Here is a 15379-nt window from a genome sequence, read left to right as displayed (position 1 = left end):
ATATGTTTTTTTCACGGTGAGCCATGAAGCCGATCTGGATAGTAGACGACGATCAATCGATTCGTTGGGTTCTCGAAAAAGCGCTCTCGCGCGCCAACTTGCCGGTGCGCAGCTTCGCCGGGCCGCGCGAGGCCGCGCTCGCGATGGAAACCGACTCGCCGCAGGTGCTGGTTTCCGATATTCGCATGGCTGGCGGCTCCGGGCTTGAGTTGCTGCAAACAGCCAAGCAGCGGTATCCCGGCCTGCCGGTCATCATCATGACGGCGTTCTCGGATCTGGACAGCGCCGTCTCGGCGTTTCAGAGTGGCGCCTTCGAGTATCTCGCCAAGCCGTTCGACGTCGATCGGGCGGTCGAGCTGATCATGCGCGCGGTCGAGGAAAGTTTGCGCGAGACGACCGTCGACGAGCGCCTGGCCGAGGAGCCCGAGATTCTCGGGCAAGCCAGTGCCATGCAGGACGTTTTCCGAGCCATTGGCCGGCTGTCGCACTCGAGTGCCACGGTGCTGATCACCGGCGAGTCCGGCTCCGGCAAGGAGTTGGTCGCGCGCGCGCTGCACCGGCACAGCCCGCGTGCGGCGGGGCCGTTTATCGCATTGAATACCGCGGCGATTCCGAAGGATTTGCTGGAATCCGAATTATTCGGTCACGAGCGCGGTGCATTTACCGGCGCCCAGGCCACCCGCAGGGGCCGTTTCGAACAGGCCGAGAACGGCACGCTGTTTCTCGACGAAATCGGTGACATGCCGCTCGATTTGCAAACCCGCCTGCTGCGCGTCCTGTCGGACGGCAACTACTATCGGGTCGGCGGACACAGCCCGATCAAGGCCAATGTGCGGGTGATCGCCGCGACGCATCAGAATCTCGAGGATCGTGCCCGCCAGGGGCTGTTCCGCGAAGACCTGTACCACAGGCTCAACGTGATCCGGCTGCGCCTGCCTTCGCTGCGCGAACGCAGCGAGGACATTCCGCTGCTGCTGCGGCATTTCCTGCAGAAGAGCGCGCAGGATCTGGGCGTCGAGCCAAAACGCATCAGCGATGCCGCGCTGGCTCACCTGACGCGCTTCCCCTTCCCGGGCAACGTTCGCCAGCTGGAGAATCTCAGTAACTGGCTGACCGTGATGGCGCCGGCGCAAACCGTCGAGATCAAGGATTTGCCGCCCGAATTTCAAAACGCTGGCGCCGTTGGCGCGGCGGCGACCTCGCCGGCTCCGCAAGGGGCCGGCGGCTCGACGCTGGCCGAAACACCGACGGCCGACGTTGCGGCAACGCCTGCCGGCGGTGCCGGCGTGCTCGCCGGCATGGCACCGGAGGCCGGCCAATGGGAGCCTACGCTGCGGCGCGAAGTGGCTCGCCTGCTGCGCACGGCCACGCCCGACGTGATGGACGTGCTGCTGCGCCGCTTCGAGTCCGCGGTGATCAACGAGGCGCTCGATTTCACTCGCGGGCGCAAAGTGGAAGCGGCTACCCGACTGGGCATCGGCCGCAACACGATCACCCGCAAGATTCAGGAACTCGGCCTGGAATCCTGAAATGCGAAAGTAGCGAGCATGATCAAAAAGATTCTGATTACCGGCACCAGCGGGCAAATCGGGTGGGAGCTGGCGCGCAGTCTGCAGGGGCTCGGCGAGATCGTCGCGCCGTCGCGCAAGATTCTCGACCTGCGCGATGCGGCGCGCATTCGCGAGGTAGTGCGCGAGGTATCTCCGGACTTGATCGTCAATGCTGCGGCCTACACCGCTGTCGATCAGGCCGAACAGGAGCCTGAACTGGCCATGGCCGTCAACGGCCAGGCGCCGGGCGTGCTGGCCGAAGAGGCGGTCCGGCAAGGCGCGGTGCTGGTGCATTACTCGACCGATTATGTGTTCGATGGCGCGCAGCGCGAACCCTATGCCGAGGCCGCGCAGCCCAATCCGCTCAACGTCTACGGCCGCAGCAAACTTGCCGGCGAGCAGGCCATTGCGGCCAGTGGTGCGGCGCACGTGATTTTGCGCACGAGCTGGGTCTATGGCCTGCGTGGCAGCAATTTCCTGCTCTCGATCATGCGTGCGGCCCGCTCGCGAGCCGAGTTGCGCATCGTCAGCGACCAATACGGCGCTCCGACCTGGTGCCGCACCGTGGCCGAGCTGAGCGCGCACATCGTGACGCAGGGCATGGCCGCTGGTGAGGGACTCGATTGGTGGCACGCGCGCAGCGGCATTTACCATTTGAGCGCGCAGGGCCGTTCCACCTGGCACGATTTCGCGCAACTGATCGTCAATCGGATGGATCTGGCCGCCAGGCCGCAGGTGTTGCCGATATCGGCTCGCGAGTATGCTGCGGTGGCCGAGCGTCCGGTCAATTCGCTGCTCGACAACGGCAAGCTGGCCGAGGTCTTCGGGCTGCGTGCGCCATCGTGGCAGGCTGGATTGGGCCTCTGCCTGGGCGTTGAACCCGCTCAGCCGCTCGCCTGACGGTAGCGCCTGGTCCCCGCGTCGCGTCGCGGGTGCCGGCACAGGTACGCGGTGATTCGGAGCGTTGCCTCGCCAGCCGATGAACCGCTCATTACAATAAGCGCTTCATCTATCTCCGGACAGGGCCATGAGTTACGATCCGAACAATATTTTCGCGAAAATCCTGCGTGGCGAAGCGCCGTGCATCAGGATCTTCGAAGACGACCAGACCTTGGTCATCATGGACATCATGCCGCAGAGCGAAGGACACGTGCTGGTTCTCACCAAGGAAGCGGCCGCGCAGATCTTCGAACTCTCCGAGGAGGCCGCCGCGGCCTGCATGCGCACCGCGCGCAAGGCCGCGCTGGCCGTCAAGGCCGCACTCGAGCCGGCCGGTGTGATTCTGGCCCAGGCCAATGGCGCTGCGGCGGGCCAGACCGTGCCTCATCTGCACGTGCACGTCATTCCGCGTCGCGACGGCCAATTTCTGGCCATGCATGCGGCCAAGCCGGCCGATCCCGCTCAGTTGGAGAAAATCGCCGAGCGCATCAAGGCCGCTTGGCCGGCATAGGCCGCTTACGGTTCGAGCGTGGCGATGACCGGCGCGTGATCCGATGGCTGCTCGAGCGCGCGTGGCGTGCGGTCGATCGCGCATGCCACGCAGCGATCGGCCAGCGCGCTGCTCAGCAGGATATGGTCGATGCGCAGTCCGGCGTTGCGGCGAAAGCCGAGCATCCGATAGTCCCACCAACTGTAGCTTTTCTCGGGCTGCTCGAACAGGCGAAACGCATCGCGCAGGCCCAGCCCCTGCAGGCGGGCGAATGCCTCGCGCTCCTGCGGCGAGACCAGGTTCTTTCCCTCCCAGGCCTTGGGGTCGTGCACGTCGCGATCTTCCGGTGCGATATTGAAGTCGCCCAATAGTGCAAGCTTGCCATGCTTGGGGAGTTCGTCGCTCAGCCAGTGCGTGAGCGCGTCGAGCCAGCGCAGCTTGTACGGAAACTTCTCCGAGTCGAGTGCCTGCCCGTTCGGGAAGTAGCCACACACCACACGCATGTCGCCGACCGTCGCGGCAATCAGGCGTTGCTGCTCGTCCGGGAAATTCGGCAGGTTGCGAACCACGTCCGTCACGGCCAGGCCGCTGGCCTCGCGCACCAGAATCGCCACGCCGTTGTAGGTCTTCTGTCCGGTGAAATAACTTTGATAACCCGTGGCGTTGACTTCGGCCAGCGGGTATTTATCGTCGGGCAGCTTCAGTTCCTGCAGGCACAGGACATCGACCGGATTGGCGGTGAGCCAGTCCTGGACCTGACCGAGCCGGACTTTGAGTGAATTGACATTCCAGGTGGCGATTTTCATTTCTGTGATAACCGATTGATTTTGTTGCGTTTAAATTTGACGCCCGGTGAGATCACGGGCGGCCAGGCCGATGCCGGCCATGATACCGGCACCGCCGGCCGAGGACAAACCGCTCTCGAGCGCGGGGCGCATCGCGCGAAAACGGCGCATAGCCGAAGCCGATATCTGTTCAATTGTTAAATATCTTTAAGTTTTGCTTGATTTGCATGCCTGACCATTATGATCGGCCGTAGGGTGTCGAATCTGGTCGCCTGCTCGATAACGCTGGATTGGCCTGCACATGCTGGATGTGTGCAGCCGAAACGAAACGAGGTTGATGGGCTATTTTTGCCGAGCATGAAAATCCAACTGGCCGTCTTCGCCGTCAACGCGAATGACGCAAAGATTCTCGAACATGTTCTGTCGAGTGCGCATTACGAATGCGCTTTTTTCGATTCGAGCGACGCTTTGCTGACGGCGCTCGACGTCGAATGTTACGACGCATTGATCGTCGATTGGTCAGGCGAGAACGCCGGCCCGGCGATGTTGATCCGGCGGCTCAGGCACCGCGCCAAGAACAATCCGCCGCTGATGTGCATTACCGGCGCGGAGCATCCTTTGAGCGTGGCCGATGGCCTGCGGCTGGGCGCCGACCAATGTACCGTCAGACCGATCTCGCCCGCCGTGCTGGTCGCGCAGATCGAAGCGATGCTGCGCCGCGCGCGCGGCACCGATGTGCGCAGCAGCCGCGAGATACATGGCGATTACACCTTTCATATCAGCCGGCGGGAAGTCGAATTCATGAGCAAGTGCGTTTCGCTTACGCACAAGGAATTCGATATCGCGCTGTTGATGTTTCGCAATATCTCGCACACGGTCACGCGCGCGCATATCCTGCGCATGATCTGGGGCGAGGCCAACCCGGCGTTTTCCCGCACGTTGGATAGCCACGTGGCGAAACTGCGCGCCAAGCTCGAGCTCAGGGCCGGCCAGCACGGCTATCGGCTCGTCGCGATTTACGGCCACGGCTATCGATTGGATAGAATAGGAGCGGCTCGCCAGGCAATGTAGCCTCGGTGAGCCGGGCCGCGTGCCTGCGCACGACGGGATATCACAGGGGGAGTGATGAAAATTGCGTCGTTGGAAGATGACGAAGCCCACGCGGCGATCATGTCGCGCGTACTGCACGAGGCCGGCTACGAATGTGCCACGTTCTCCACCGGACGCGCGCTGAATCGGCGGCTGCGTGAAGAAAAATTCGATATGCTGATCGTCGACTGGGAGCTGCCCGACACCAGTGGACGCGATTTTATCCTCTGGTTCAGGACTCATTTCGGCCACGACATACCGGTGCTGTTCGTCACCGCCCGCAATATGGAGGAGGACATCATCAGCGGACTGTCGGCCGGCGCCGACGATTACCTGACCAAGCCGATCCGAACCAACGAGTTTGTCGCGCGGGTGCGCGCGTTGCTGCGACGCGCCTACCCGAGCGCGGCCGAAGACAGCCTGATCGAAGTCGGCCCGTACCGCGTCGACGTGCCGCAAAAGACGATTCACGTGCACGAGGAGCCGATTACTCTGACGCCTCGCGAATTCGATCTGGCGCGACTGCTGTTCCAGAACCTCGGTCGCCTGCTGCCGCGCGATCTGCTGATGCAGGCGGTCTGGGGCCGCGGCGCGGAAATCGCCTCGCGCACGCTCGACACTCACCTGTCGCGCGTCAGAACCAAGCTCAAGCTGCGCCCCGAAAACGGGGTGCAGCTGGTACCGGTCTATTCGCGCGGCTATCGACTCGAGCCAGTGGCGGCGCGGGACGGCGCGGCAGTGGCAGTGGCGGGCGATGTGTGAGCCGTGCCGAGGGCGCCTCAGGACCCAGGCGCCGGCAGGCGAACGCTGAACGACGATCCTTGCCCGACCGTACTGCTGGCCGAGAGGCGCCCCCCATGCTTGTCGATCACGGTCTTGACGAACGCCAGGCCAAGGCCCGTGCCGCCCGGGTCATTCTCGCCGGGCGCGACAAAGCGGGCGAACTTCTCGAACAATCGGGGCAGGGCATCGGCGGGAATGCCCCAACCGTGGTCGCGAATGGTCAGGCACCAGCCGCCTTGCGCAGGCACGATCCGGCAAACGATACGCGTGTCGGGGTCACTGTATTTGATTGCGTTATTGAGCAGGTTGACGAGAGCGCGCGTGAGCAGCGCCCGGTCGCCCCGCACCAATGCACCATCGTCGGGGATGGCCGTATCGATTTCGATCCGCTTGGCCGCCCCCTGCTCCCACACATCGTCGAGCGCGTCGAGCAGCAACTGGGCGAGATCGACTTCCTCGAACTGATACGTCTGCGATTCGGCGCGCGTCAGTTGAACGAAGTCATCGGCCAAACTGAGCGTGCGTTCGGCGTATTTGCCGATGCGTTGTGTGAACACGTGCGGCGGCAGGGCGCTTTCACTGTATTTTTGATTCTCCAGCAATGCGAGAATCGACGATTGCGGCGAGCGGATATCGTGCGACAGAAATCGCATCGTTTCGTCGCGCTGCCGCTGTGCTTCGCGAATCAAAGAGATGTCGATCAATGTCACGATCCAGCCGATCGGCTGATGCGACGACTCGAATAACGCCACCAGCTTGACCAGGAAATCGCGGCCCGCACCGTCTCGCGCTTCGATCGTAACCGGCTGCGCGTGCTCGACCGTGTGCTGCAGGTGCGTGACCCAGTCGATCGGGGCGGGCTGTCGCAGGTCGCTCAGCAATGAGGGCACGGGCGTGCCGCGCAATTGCGTCCTTCCGCGCGCGCTGAAGTAGCGCAATGCCTCATGATTGGCCAACAGGACATTTTGATCCGGGCCGCAAATCAACGTCGCGTCGGGCATGCTGTCGACGCCGTCCTGGATAAAGCGGCGCATCGCGCGCACACGTTTGGCCGCTTGCCGCATCACGTGAATCTGGCGCTCGACCGTGTCACTGATCAACGGCGCCGGCGCCGTGCGCTCCGGCAGCAGGTGAGGCTCTTTATCGAGCCGCATGAACTCCTGACCGAGATAGCGGATGACCGCTTCCAGGCGGCGCCAGCTCCACAACGGATAGGCAACGGCCAACATGAATACGGTTGGCAGCGGTGCAATCCATAATCCCTCGCGAGTCAGCATCAGGTAGCTCAGCAGCAGCGTGGCGGCGGCCAGCGCCACCGTCAAGGCCAACGACTTGCGCGGCGTGAGGATGAAATGCCCCAGCATGGCCAGCAGAATCGTGCCGATCGCCAGGATCAGGCCGACTTGCGGCGGCGCGTCGACAATGGCGCGGTGCGCGATCAGCGCGTCGAGCACGTTGGCGATGATTTCTACCCCGGGCATGGCGCGCGAATTTCCTGACACCGGGGTCGGATAGCTGTCGCCGAGTCCGGCTGCCGTGGCTCCAACGAGCACCAGCTTGCCGTCGAAAAACGATCGCGGCACAGTGCCATCCAGCACGTCGGTGTAGGACACCTCCGGGTAGTGCCCAGGCGCACCGGTGAACGGGATATGGATCCAGTTGTCGCGCAACCACATCGGCCCATCTGGCGCGGCGGAAGACGGCCGGGCCTGGCTGGGCCGGCGCTCGCCGGGCAGCGCAGCGAAGCCTTGCCGCATGCCGGCCACCCGCAGCATGGCCACGGCTATGTGGTCCCACTGCGTATGGGCGGTGCCCTCGCGCAGGAATACGCTGCGCGCCACACCGTCGGAATCGAGTTCGAGATCGATGTGGCCGATCGCCGCCGCGGCGGCCGAGAAGGTCGACGTGGGCAGCACCGGTTGGCCGCGCGCAGCATACATCGGCAACACCACCCGGCCATTGTCGCGGATCGCCTTGGCCAGCGCGAGATCGTCACCAGGATCCTGGCGATCGGGTTCGGCCAGGATCACATCGAGCCCAATTGCGCGGGCGCGCGTTTGCGCCAGACGCTCCAGCAGCGCGGCATGCACGGAGCGCGGCCAAGGCCAGCGGCCGATCTTCGCCAGGCTCGCGTTGTCGATCGCAATGATCACGATGTCGGGATTGGCCGCATGCGCGTCCGAGGCGACCCATCGGTCATAGAGCAGCCGGCTGGGTTGCCATTGATCGACCGATTGATTCAATAAGACCGTCGCGAGCAGCAGCAGCGCCGTCAGCGTCAGCCATTCGAGCAGCGGGCCGCGGTTTGCGGTGGCGAATCTCGCCTTCACGGTCGGGTGAGCCGGCGCACGTTGGGCGTGACGTCGCCGTTGTCGTCGATCAGGATTCGCTGCGGCGCGAGGGATAGTCCATGAAAGCCATCGGCATCCAGCGACTCGACGCGCACGTAGTAGGTGCCGGCAGGCAGCGGCGCAAGGCGCCACCGCGGTGTGCGCGTCACGCCACTGGCAACCGGCATGGTGAAATCGGGATCCCGTGCAAGCTCGACGCGATAGGCCTGGGTCATGTCGCCGGGCCAGCTCAACTGCACGGCGGCGGGCGCACGTGTCTGTTCCTGCATGGCGGTGCGTTCCGGCGCGGCGCTCACGGCGAGCGCCAGCGGCGCGCTGAATGCGCCTGAATGGCCGTCACGGCCAATCGATGCCACGCGCCAGTAGTAGCGTCCGGGAGCGATATCGGCCAGGCGCAAGCGGGTGCCGGTCAGGCGTTCGTCACGCAGCGGCGCCGCGAAGCTTGGCGCGCGGGCCAACTGGAAATGATAGCCGCCGGCGTTCGCGACCTGGCCCCAGTCGAATTCGACGCGCGGCCCGCTCACCGGGGTATCGCGCGGCGGTGCGACAGCCACCGGAGTCTGCGGGTGCGCCGCTGTCTCGAATGCGACGACCTGCCTGCGTCCTTCCAGGCCGTCGGCATCGACGCCGCTGACGGCGAGATAGTATTTGCCGTCGGGCAGGCCGGCGAACTTGGCGACGGGGTTCTTGAACGACCCGGTCAGCAGGATGTCGTCGATGGCCCGGTCGCGGGCTACGATGGCTCGATACGATACGGCCCCGGGCAGCGAGGCATAGGCAAATCGCGCAATCGGTCGCGGCTGGAGGATCGCGATGCCTTGCAGCGAGGGAGCTGGCAGCAGCGCTCGCGGCGCCTGTACCTTGCCGCCCGGCCCGACGATGGTGCCTTGGCCGGCCGTGACTGCGCTGACCAGGGAGGACCCCGCGCCCTGCACCGCGACCACGCCTTTGAGCACTTCATTGGTCATTTGCGTGTCGTTGTCCTGGAGTCCGACGCGGAATTGCGTACCGCGCACGCCGGTGACCGCCAGCGGCGAATTGACCTCGTAGCGTCCGATACCGCGGTGCGCCGGATCCACGCTGGACTCGACCTGCCCGCGGCTGAAACGAATCACGGTGTTGATGATGTCGGTATGCCGGTATTGCTGCAGGTGAGCCAGCACCAGCGTCGTGTCGGGCAGCACGCGAATCCTGCTGTGATCGACCAGTTCAAGCGTCGCGCTTGCGCCAGGCGCGCTGCCGATGCGGCTGCCCTCGGGCAACAGCATGCCGGGCTTCAGGGGGATCGTCGCGTGCGGTCCGAGAATGCGTGTTACCTGACCATTGGCGAACAGCACGCGGGCGCTCGACGGCTCGGTGGCGGCCCACGCCAAAGGTATCCGCAATCGGGCGCCGGGCCGCAGGCGATAAGGAGAACGAATCTGATTGAATCGTTGCAGGTCGCGCCAGTCGTGCCCAGGCAGCAGGTAGTCCGAAGCGATGTTGAACAGCGTGTCGCCTGGCTCGACGGCGACGACCAAGGCGCCGTCCTGCACGCCGAGCGGCGCGGCCGGGCATGCCAGCGGCAGCAGCACGGCCAGACATAGCAGTCCCCGTGTCAATTGTTTGAGTGCTATTGTGTGCATGAATTTCTCAGGTCAGGCTGGCAATGGTTCGCAGCCGCGCAATTTCGGCGCGGCGACGGCAGCCGCCGAGAAAGCTTCGGACTTTCCGTGTCGCCTGTTATGGGGCGATTATAAGTTTTTCAGAACAGTTTGAGCTGATTTAACATTATTTAACAATTGGCGCAGCCGCCTCACGAGCGCAACGCGGCGCATCTTTTCCATTGGGAGTCACTTTGAAACTACTGCGATTCGGCCCGAAGGGCCAGGAAAAACCCGGGATCCTTGACGCACGGGGCGTGGTCCGCGATCTCTCCGGCGTGATCGACGACTTGACGCCGGAGCAACTCAGCCCGGCCGGCCTGGCCAGACTGCGTGCGCTGGATTTGACGGCATTGCCAGAGGTCGCCGCACCCGGCCGCCTGGGCACGCCGTTTACCGGCTTGCGGCAATTCATCGGCGTGGGGCTGAACTACAGCGACCACGCCGCTGAAGCGAATCTGCCGATCCCCGGCGAGCCGATTCTGTTCGCGAAATGGAACCAGTGCTTCAGTGGTCCCAACGATCCGATCGTGATGCCCAAAGACTCGCGCAAGACGGACTGGGAGGTCGAACTCGGCGTGGTGATCGGCACCCGGGCACGGTACGTGCCGCTGGAGGACGCGCTGCGTCACGTGGCCGGCTACTGCGTGGTGAACGATGTATCGGAGCGGGAGTTTCAGATGGAGCGGGGCGGCACCTGGGACAAGGGCAAGGGCTGCGACACATTCGGCCCGGTCGGCCCGTGGCTGGTGAGTGCCGACGAGATTCCCGATCCGCAAAACCTGGGCCTATGGCTGGATGTCAATGGCAAGCGGTTCCAGACCGGCAACACGGCCCACATGATCTTCGGCGTCGCATTCCTGATTCATTACATGAGCCAGGTGATGACGCTCAATCCAGGCGACCTGATCGCCACCGGCACGCCGCCGGGTGTCGGCATGGGATGCAAGCCGCCGGTGTTTCTGCGCGAGGGCGACGTCGTGCGGCTGGGTATCGACGGTCTGGGCGAACAACAGCAGTCGGTGCATGCGTGGCGGGCCGACTTGCTCGACTGACGGTGGCCGGCGCCGGCGGGCGCGAACTGCCGGTGCCGCTTGACGAAGCACGTATTGATGAGGCGGCACAATGGAACGCTGTGCATGGTGTGAGGGGTTCGACGCGTACCGGCAATATCACGATCTCGAGTGGGGGGTGCCGCTGCGCGAACCCCTCGCGCTCTATGAATTATTGATGCTCGAGGGCGCGCAGGCCGGCTTGTCGTGGGCCACGATCCTGAAAAAACGCGACAATTACCGGCGTGCCTTCGAGGGCTTCGATCCGGAAAAAATCGCCCGCTACGATGAGCGCAAGGTGGCGCAATTGCTGGCCGATCCCGGCATCGTGCGCAATCGGGCCAAAGTCGCCGCCGTCGTGCAAAACGCGCGTGTCTATCTCGAGATGCGCGAACGCGGCCAGCGCTTCGATACCTTCCTGTGGGACTTCGTCGACGGCCGCGCACGCCAGAACGCCTGGAGCACCAGGGACACGGTGCCCGCCAGCACGGCGCAATCCGACGCCATGAGCAAGGCGCTCAAAAAGCTCGGCTTCAAGTTCGTGGGCTCGACCATCTGTTACGCGTTCATGCAATCGGCGGGCCTGGTCAACGACCATGTCACGACGTGCTTTCGCCACGAGCAGGTGCGGGCGCTGGCGGGATAATCGGCGCTCCGGGGCCGCGGGTCGGCTACAATCGCGCCTGTTCAATCGGAAAACCCATGTTCAGCTACCGCCACGCCTTTCATGCCGGCAATCACGCCGACGTCCTCAAGCACTGCATCGTCGTTCAACTGCTCGAATACCTCGGGCAGAAGGACACGCCGTTCTGGTATATCGACACCCATGCGGGGGCCGGCGGATACGCGCTCGAGAGCGAATGGGCCAAAAAGAATGCCGAATATCAAAGCGGCATCACGCGCCTGTGGGACCGCCAGGATTTGCCGCCGATCGTTGCCGAGTACGTGCGGCTGGTGCGTGAATTCAACACCGACGGCAAGCTGCGCTACTACCCCGGTTCGCCGTTCCTGGCGCTGCAACTGCTGAGAGAAACCGATCGTCTGCGGTTGTTCGAGATGCATGGCAACGAAAATCGCGCGCTGCAGGACAACTTCCGGCCGCAAGGCAAGTCGGTAGCGCGCCGCACGATGTTCTACGAGGCCGACGGTTTCGCCAGTCTCAAGGCCCTGCTGCCGCCGCCGCCCAAGCGCGGCTTGATTCTCATCGATCCGGCCTACGAGGACAAACAGGACTACACGCGCGTCGTGCAAACCATGCAGGAAGCGCTCACGCGTTTTCCGACCGGCTGTTACGCGATCTGGTACCCGCAGGTACAGCGGCGGGAGTCGATACAGCTGCCCGAGCGGCTCAAGCGCCTGCCGCTCAAGAGCTGGCTGCATGCCAGTCTCACCGTGCAGTCGCCGCAGGCCGGCGGCCTCGGGCTGCACGGCAGCGGCATGTTCATCGTCAATCCGCCCTGGACGCTGCGCGCGGCGCTGCAGGAAGCCTTGCCGTGGCTGGTGAAGGTGCTGGGTCAGGACAAGGGCGCGAAATACACGCTGGAAGGCAAGCAGGATTAATTCTGCGGCACCGGGTAGGGAATCGCGGCCAGATCGTCTTCCTCGAGATAACGCCATGCGCCGGGCGCCAGCGTGCCGAGGGCCAGGCCGCCCAGCCGCTCCCGGTGCAATTGTTCGACGCGGTTGCCGACCGCGGCCACCATTCGCTTGACCTGGTGATATTTCCCCTGATCAATCGTCAGCCAGAGTTGGTGCGGGCCCTCGATTTGCGCATCGATGGCGCGCACCGGCTGCGTTTCATCGTGCAGCAGGACGCCGTCGCGCAGGGCGACAAGCATCGCTTCGGTGACCGGATGCTTCGTCGTCGCGAGATAGCGCTTGGGCACATGGCGGCGCGGTGACATCAGCGCATGCAGGAATGGCCCATCGTCGCTTAGCAACAGCAGCCCGGTGGTGTCCTGATCGAGGCGGCCGGCGGGCTGCACGCCGCGCGCGACCAGCGGGGCGGGCAGCAGTGCGAGCACGCTCTGGTGGTGCTGAGGACTGGCCGAGCATTCGTAGCCGGCGGGCTTGTGCAGCAGCAGGTAGACCTTTTCCCGATAGCGCCAGGGTTGACCGTCGACGGCAAATGCCAGGCCGTGCGGCGCGAACTCCTGTTTGGGGGCATCGCACACGACGCCGCCGACACTCACCGCGCCGCATTCGATCAATGCCCGGCATGTTTTTCGGCTGCCGAAGCCCTGCGACTGAAGAAGGCGTTCGAGTTGAATAGGGGGTCTCCGAAGCGTTGTGACGTCAACCCGCTATTGTAATGGCCCCGGTCAGTGACGTTGCGGTGCCGTCGCGCTGGATGCCGGCACCACTGCCGGCGTGGCGGGCTCGGGTTCGGGCGCGGCGCGCGGTATCGTATAGGGCGTGCGCAGGCCGAGAAACGGCGCTTCGATCAACCGGTAACTGAAGAACGACAACAACAGCGACGCCGGCCAGACCAGCAACAGTCCATTCAATATGGCGTTCGCGCCCGGGTCGCCGACCAGGTGCAGCCATCCGCCGTACTCGTCGATGATCAGCACCACATAGATGTGCAACAGGTAGAGAGAGTAGCTGCACTGACCCAGCGAGGCCAGCGCGCGACTCAGCGGCGCCGGCCATTGCAACTGGCCTTGGAAGTAGGCCAGCAGCAAGGTGGCCCACAGCAGCGCCTCGATCGCGCTTACCGGCATGCAGCGCGGATCGTTTTTCCAGAGCGAGCCGGTGGCATACATGAGGTGAAAGCAGCACAGCGCGACAATTGCGGCCAGGCCAAGGACATAGGGCGAGCGCAGCAGGCGGGGCGATTTCAGGTGAACCAGGCCGGCGATCATGCCGATCAGGAATTGATCGAGCCGCCCCAGCATCGTGAAGTAGACATAATTGGCGTCGCCCGGTGCGAACGAAGCGCCGAACAGGGTCGCGATCACGGTGCGCCAGCCGATCCAGAATACCGCCAGGCCGATCAGGTACCCGGCGCCTTGCCGGCGTGCAAATCGGATCAGAAACGGGAACATGACATAGAACTGGCATTCGACCGCCACCGTCCAGAGCGCATTGCTGAACTGGAACAGCGGCGACTGGCCAAGATTCGAGAACAGCAGGAACGATAATGCGCCGGTGACCGTGGCATCGCGCTGATGCACCGCCATCGCTCCGATAAACAACACCGTCAGGAGCGGAAAGATACGCAGGGCCCGATTGGCCAGAAAGCGCGGGTAGACGATTGCCTTGTTGCCGCCGTCGACCAGGACGGTGAACAGAAACCCGCTGAGCACCAGAAACAGTGTCACGCCGGTATTGCCCAGCAGCACGAATTGCTCGAGCCAGTTCGACGTGGCCTGCGGACCGCCGGCCGCCGCCCAGGTGTGATAGAGCAGCACCAGCGTTGCGGCGAACAGTCGCAAGTGATCCAGTTTTTCGTAATACGTCTTGGAACTGCTGCGCATGGATGGCAGAGCGCGCCGCGTCGCCATGAGCGGCGGTATACGCGCATCGTGTTGCGGGGAATAGCCTTAGGCTATCACCCGAGCGCCTGGCGGCGCAGCGCGGATACTTTTTGAAACATTTGGCGGCACCCCACGCGGGCACGCGCCAGACCCGGATTTCGTCAGTCGAATCAAGGCCGGGGCGTTGCCGACCCGATATGGCAGATGTCCGGCTATTACAAAGTTATCCTAACCAAGACGCTATCGCCCCATTGTTGCATTGTGCGAAGCGCTCCTGCAGGAACTCAACGCAGACCCTGACCTTGGCCGAGGTGCCGAGCCGCGACGGGTAGACCGCCCAGATATTGGCCTCTTGCCGGTAGCCGGGCAGCACCGGCACCAGTTCGCCGCGCTGCAGGTGCGGCCCGACGTCCCAGATCGAGCGCAGCACCACGCCATGTCCGGCGATGGCCCATTGCACGGCGATCTCACCGTGGTTGGTCGACAGCGGCCCGGTGACCTTGACGGTTTTTTCCTCGCCGGCGGCGCGCAATTTCCACACGCCGAATGGATGGTCGCGTTCCTTGATCACCAGGCAATCGTGCTGCGACAGGTCGGCGAGCGAGCGGGGCGCGCCGCGCCGGGCCAGATAGGCCGGGGCCGCGCACAGGATGCGGTGGTTCTCGGCCAGCGGTCTGGCGATCAAATGCGGCGCGATTTCGTCGCCGACCCGAATGTCGAGATCGATCCCTTCGCTGGCCACGTCGACCAGGCGATCGAATACTTCAAAGCGCACGCTCAGGCCCGGGTAGCGGCCGATCAGCGTGGAGATCATCGGCGCGACGACATTTCTGCCGAAGCCGAAACTGCTGCTCACGCGCAGTGTCCCGCGTAGCGCGGCGCGCGGCATCGAGACCTCCTGCAGCAGTTGATCGATATCGTCGAGAATGCGCTGGGCCCAGTGATAGACGCGCTCGCCCTCGTCGGTGATGACTACGCTGCGCGTGGTGCGCTGGAACAGTTTGAGCTTCAGGTCGTCCTCCAGCACGCGAATGCGCTTGCTGATATAGGCCGGCGAGGTGCCAAGCTCGTCGGCCGCGCCGGAGAAGCTGGCCTTGCGCACGACCGCGATGAACACGCGCAGGTCGTCGGGGGTGGGCATTTTATTCACGATTCGTGAAAAATGAGTTAACCGAAAGGCGAATTATATTTTGAAAGTGAATCAATATAATGAGTGGG

The 15379-nt window shown here is 63.9% G+C and carries 14 protein-coding genes; 8 read left to right on the top strand and 6 right to left on the bottom strand.

Annotation, left to right across the window (positions count from 1 at the left end):
- Positions 1-23: 23 nt before the first annotated feature.
- The 3 genes from ntrC (at position 24) to PATSB16_RS10950 (ending at position 3000) form a co-directional block, all read left to right on the top strand.
- The gene (gene ntrC, locus PATSB16_RS10960; RefSeq protein WP_047214168.1) at positions 24-1529 is read left to right on the top strand and encodes a nitrogen regulation protein NR(I); all 1506 of its coding nucleotides are present in this window, start codon (positions 24-26) and stop codon (positions 1527-1529) included.
- Positions 1530-1547: 18 nt separating this feature from the next.
- Entirely contained in the window at positions 1548-2450 is a 903-nt protein-coding gene (gene rfbD, locus PATSB16_RS10955; protein ID WP_047214167.1) for a dTDP-4-dehydrorhamnose reductase, read from the top strand.
- A gap of 127 nt (positions 2451-2577) precedes the next feature.
- Positions 2578-3000: an HIT family protein gene (locus PATSB16_RS10950; RefSeq protein ID WP_047214166.1), complete on the top strand. Its 423-nt coding sequence runs from the start codon at positions 2578-2580 to the stop codon at positions 2998-3000.
- A 5-nt stretch (positions 3001-3005) separates the two neighbouring features.
- Here the strand turns inward: PATSB16_RS10950 and xth are convergent, their stop codons facing one another.
- The gene (xth, locus tag PATSB16_RS10945) at positions 3006-3785 is read right to left on the bottom strand and encodes an exodeoxyribonuclease III (protein ID WP_047214165.1); all 780 of its coding nucleotides are present in this window, start codon (positions 3783-3785) and stop codon (positions 3006-3008) included.
- A 336-nt stretch (positions 3786-4121) separates the two neighbouring features.
- Between xth and PATSB16_RS10940 the strand changes: the two genes are divergently transcribed.
- Both PATSB16_RS10940 and PATSB16_RS10935 read left to right on the top strand, forming a co-directional pair.
- Complete coding sequence (locus tag PATSB16_RS10940; RefSeq protein WP_047214164.1) at positions 4122-4835, top strand: response regulator transcription factor; 714 nt, start codon at positions 4122-4124, stop codon at positions 4833-4835.
- Positions 4836-4889: 54 nt separating this feature from the next.
- The gene (locus PATSB16_RS10935) at positions 4890-5615 is read left to right on the top strand and encodes a response regulator transcription factor (protein WP_047214163.1); all 726 of its coding nucleotides are present in this window, start codon (positions 4890-4892) and stop codon (positions 5613-5615) included.
- A gap of 17 nt (positions 5616-5632) precedes the next feature.
- On the opposite strand, the gene PATSB16_RS10930 is transcribed toward PATSB16_RS10935, so the two are convergent.
- Together PATSB16_RS10930 and PATSB16_RS10925 are read right to left on the bottom strand one after the other, a co-directional pair.
- Positions 5633-7966, bottom strand: coding sequence for a CHASE2 domain-containing protein (locus PATSB16_RS10930; RefSeq protein ID WP_047214162.1), 2334 nt, complete (start codon positions 7964-7966; stop codon positions 5633-5635).
- On the bottom strand, positions 7963-9612 hold the full coding sequence (locus tag PATSB16_RS10925) for a FecR domain-containing protein (protein ID WP_047214161.1): 1650 nt from the start codon (positions 9610-9612) through the stop codon (positions 7963-7965). The genes PATSB16_RS10930 and PATSB16_RS10925 overlap by 4 nt, the downstream gene beginning before the upstream one ends.
- 212 nt (positions 9613-9824) lie before the next feature.
- On the opposite strand from PATSB16_RS10925, the gene PATSB16_RS10920 reads away from it, so the two are divergent.
- The 3 genes from PATSB16_RS10920 (at position 9825) to PATSB16_RS10910 (ending at position 12242) form a co-directional block, all read left to right on the top strand.
- Positions 9825-10685 carry a fumarylacetoacetate hydrolase family protein gene (locus PATSB16_RS10920; RefSeq protein WP_047214160.1) on the top strand — a complete coding sequence of 287 codons (861 nt, stop codon included), beginning with the start codon at positions 9825-9827 and terminating at the stop codon, positions 10683-10685.
- Positions 10686-10755: 70 nt separating this feature from the next.
- Complete coding sequence (locus PATSB16_RS10915) at positions 10756-11328, top strand: DNA-3-methyladenine glycosylase I (RefSeq protein ID WP_047214159.1); 573 nt, start codon at positions 10756-10758, stop codon at positions 11326-11328.
- A gap of 56 nt (positions 11329-11384) precedes the next feature.
- Entirely contained in the window at positions 11385-12242 is an 858-nt protein-coding gene (locus PATSB16_RS10910) for a 23S rRNA (adenine(2030)-N(6))-methyltransferase RlmJ (protein ID WP_047214158.1), read from the top strand.
- On the opposite strand, the gene PATSB16_RS10905 is transcribed toward PATSB16_RS10910, so the two are convergent.
- The 3 genes from PATSB16_RS10905 to PATSB16_RS10895 form a co-directional block, all read right to left on the bottom strand.
- Positions 12239-12952: a pseudouridine synthase gene (locus tag PATSB16_RS10905; RefSeq protein WP_047214156.1), complete on the bottom strand. Its 714-nt coding sequence runs from the start codon at positions 12950-12952 to the stop codon at positions 12239-12241. The two genes, PATSB16_RS10910 and PATSB16_RS10905, sit on opposite strands and share 4 nt — an antisense overlap.
- Positions 12953-13003: 51 nt before the next feature.
- The gene (locus tag PATSB16_RS10900) at positions 13004-14161 is read right to left on the bottom strand and encodes an acyltransferase family protein (protein ID WP_062551271.1); all 1158 of its coding nucleotides are present in this window, start codon (positions 14159-14161) and stop codon (positions 13004-13006) included.
- A gap of 223 nt (positions 14162-14384) precedes the next feature.
- Positions 14385-15302 (bottom strand): LysR family transcriptional regulator, encoded by a 918-nt coding sequence (locus PATSB16_RS10895; protein ID WP_047214153.1) that lies wholly within the window; start codon positions 15300-15302, stop codon positions 14385-14387.
- Positions 15303-15379: the final 77 nt, after the last annotated feature.

The organism is Pandoraea thiooxydans (genome assembly GCF_001931675.1).
Taxonomy (GTDB): Bacteria; Pseudomonadota; Gammaproteobacteria; order Burkholderiales; family Burkholderiaceae; genus Pandoraea; species Pandoraea thiooxydans.
This window is presented reverse-complemented; position numbering and strand designations above follow the sequence as displayed.

Bases quoted from the DNA above. Each gene is read 5' to 3' on its own strand.
- ntrC (WP_047214168.1), top strand. From the start codon at position 24: ATGAAGCCGATCTGGATAGTAGACGACGATCAATCGATTCGTTGGGTT.
- rfbD (WP_047214167.1), top strand. From the start codon at position 1,548: ATGATCAAAAAGATTCTGATTACCGGCACCAGCGGGCAAATCGGGTGG.
- PATSB16_RS10950 (WP_047214166.1), top strand. From the start codon at position 2,578: ATGAGTTACGATCCGAACAATATTTTCGCGAAAATCCTGCGTGGCGAA.
- xth (WP_047214165.1), bottom strand. From the start codon at position 3,785: ATGAAAATCGCCACCTGGAATGTCAATTCACTCAAAGTCCGGCTCGGT.
- PATSB16_RS10940 (WP_047214164.1), top strand. From the start codon at position 4,122: ATGAAAATCCAACTGGCCGTCTTCGCCGTCAACGCGAATGACGCAAAG.
- PATSB16_RS10935 (WP_047214163.1), top strand. From the start codon at position 4,890: ATGAAAATTGCGTCGTTGGAAGATGACGAAGCCCACGCGGCGATCATG.
- PATSB16_RS10925 (WP_047214161.1), bottom strand. From the start codon at position 9,612: ATGCACACAATAGCACTCAAACAATTGACACGGGGACTGCTATGTCTG.
- PATSB16_RS10915 (WP_047214159.1), top strand. From the start codon at position 10,756: ATGGAACGCTGTGCATGGTGTGAGGGGTTCGACGCGTACCGGCAATAT.
- PATSB16_RS10910 (WP_047214158.1), top strand. From the start codon at position 11,385: ATGTTCAGCTACCGCCACGCCTTTCATGCCGGCAATCACGCCGACGTC.
- PATSB16_RS10900 (WP_062551271.1), bottom strand. From the start codon at position 14,161: ATGCGCAGCAGTTCCAAGACGTATTACGAAAAACTGGATCACTTGCGA.
- PATSB16_RS10895 (WP_047214153.1), bottom strand. From the start codon at position 15,302: ATGCCCACCCCCGACGACCTGCGCGTGTTCATCGCGGTCGTGCGCAAG.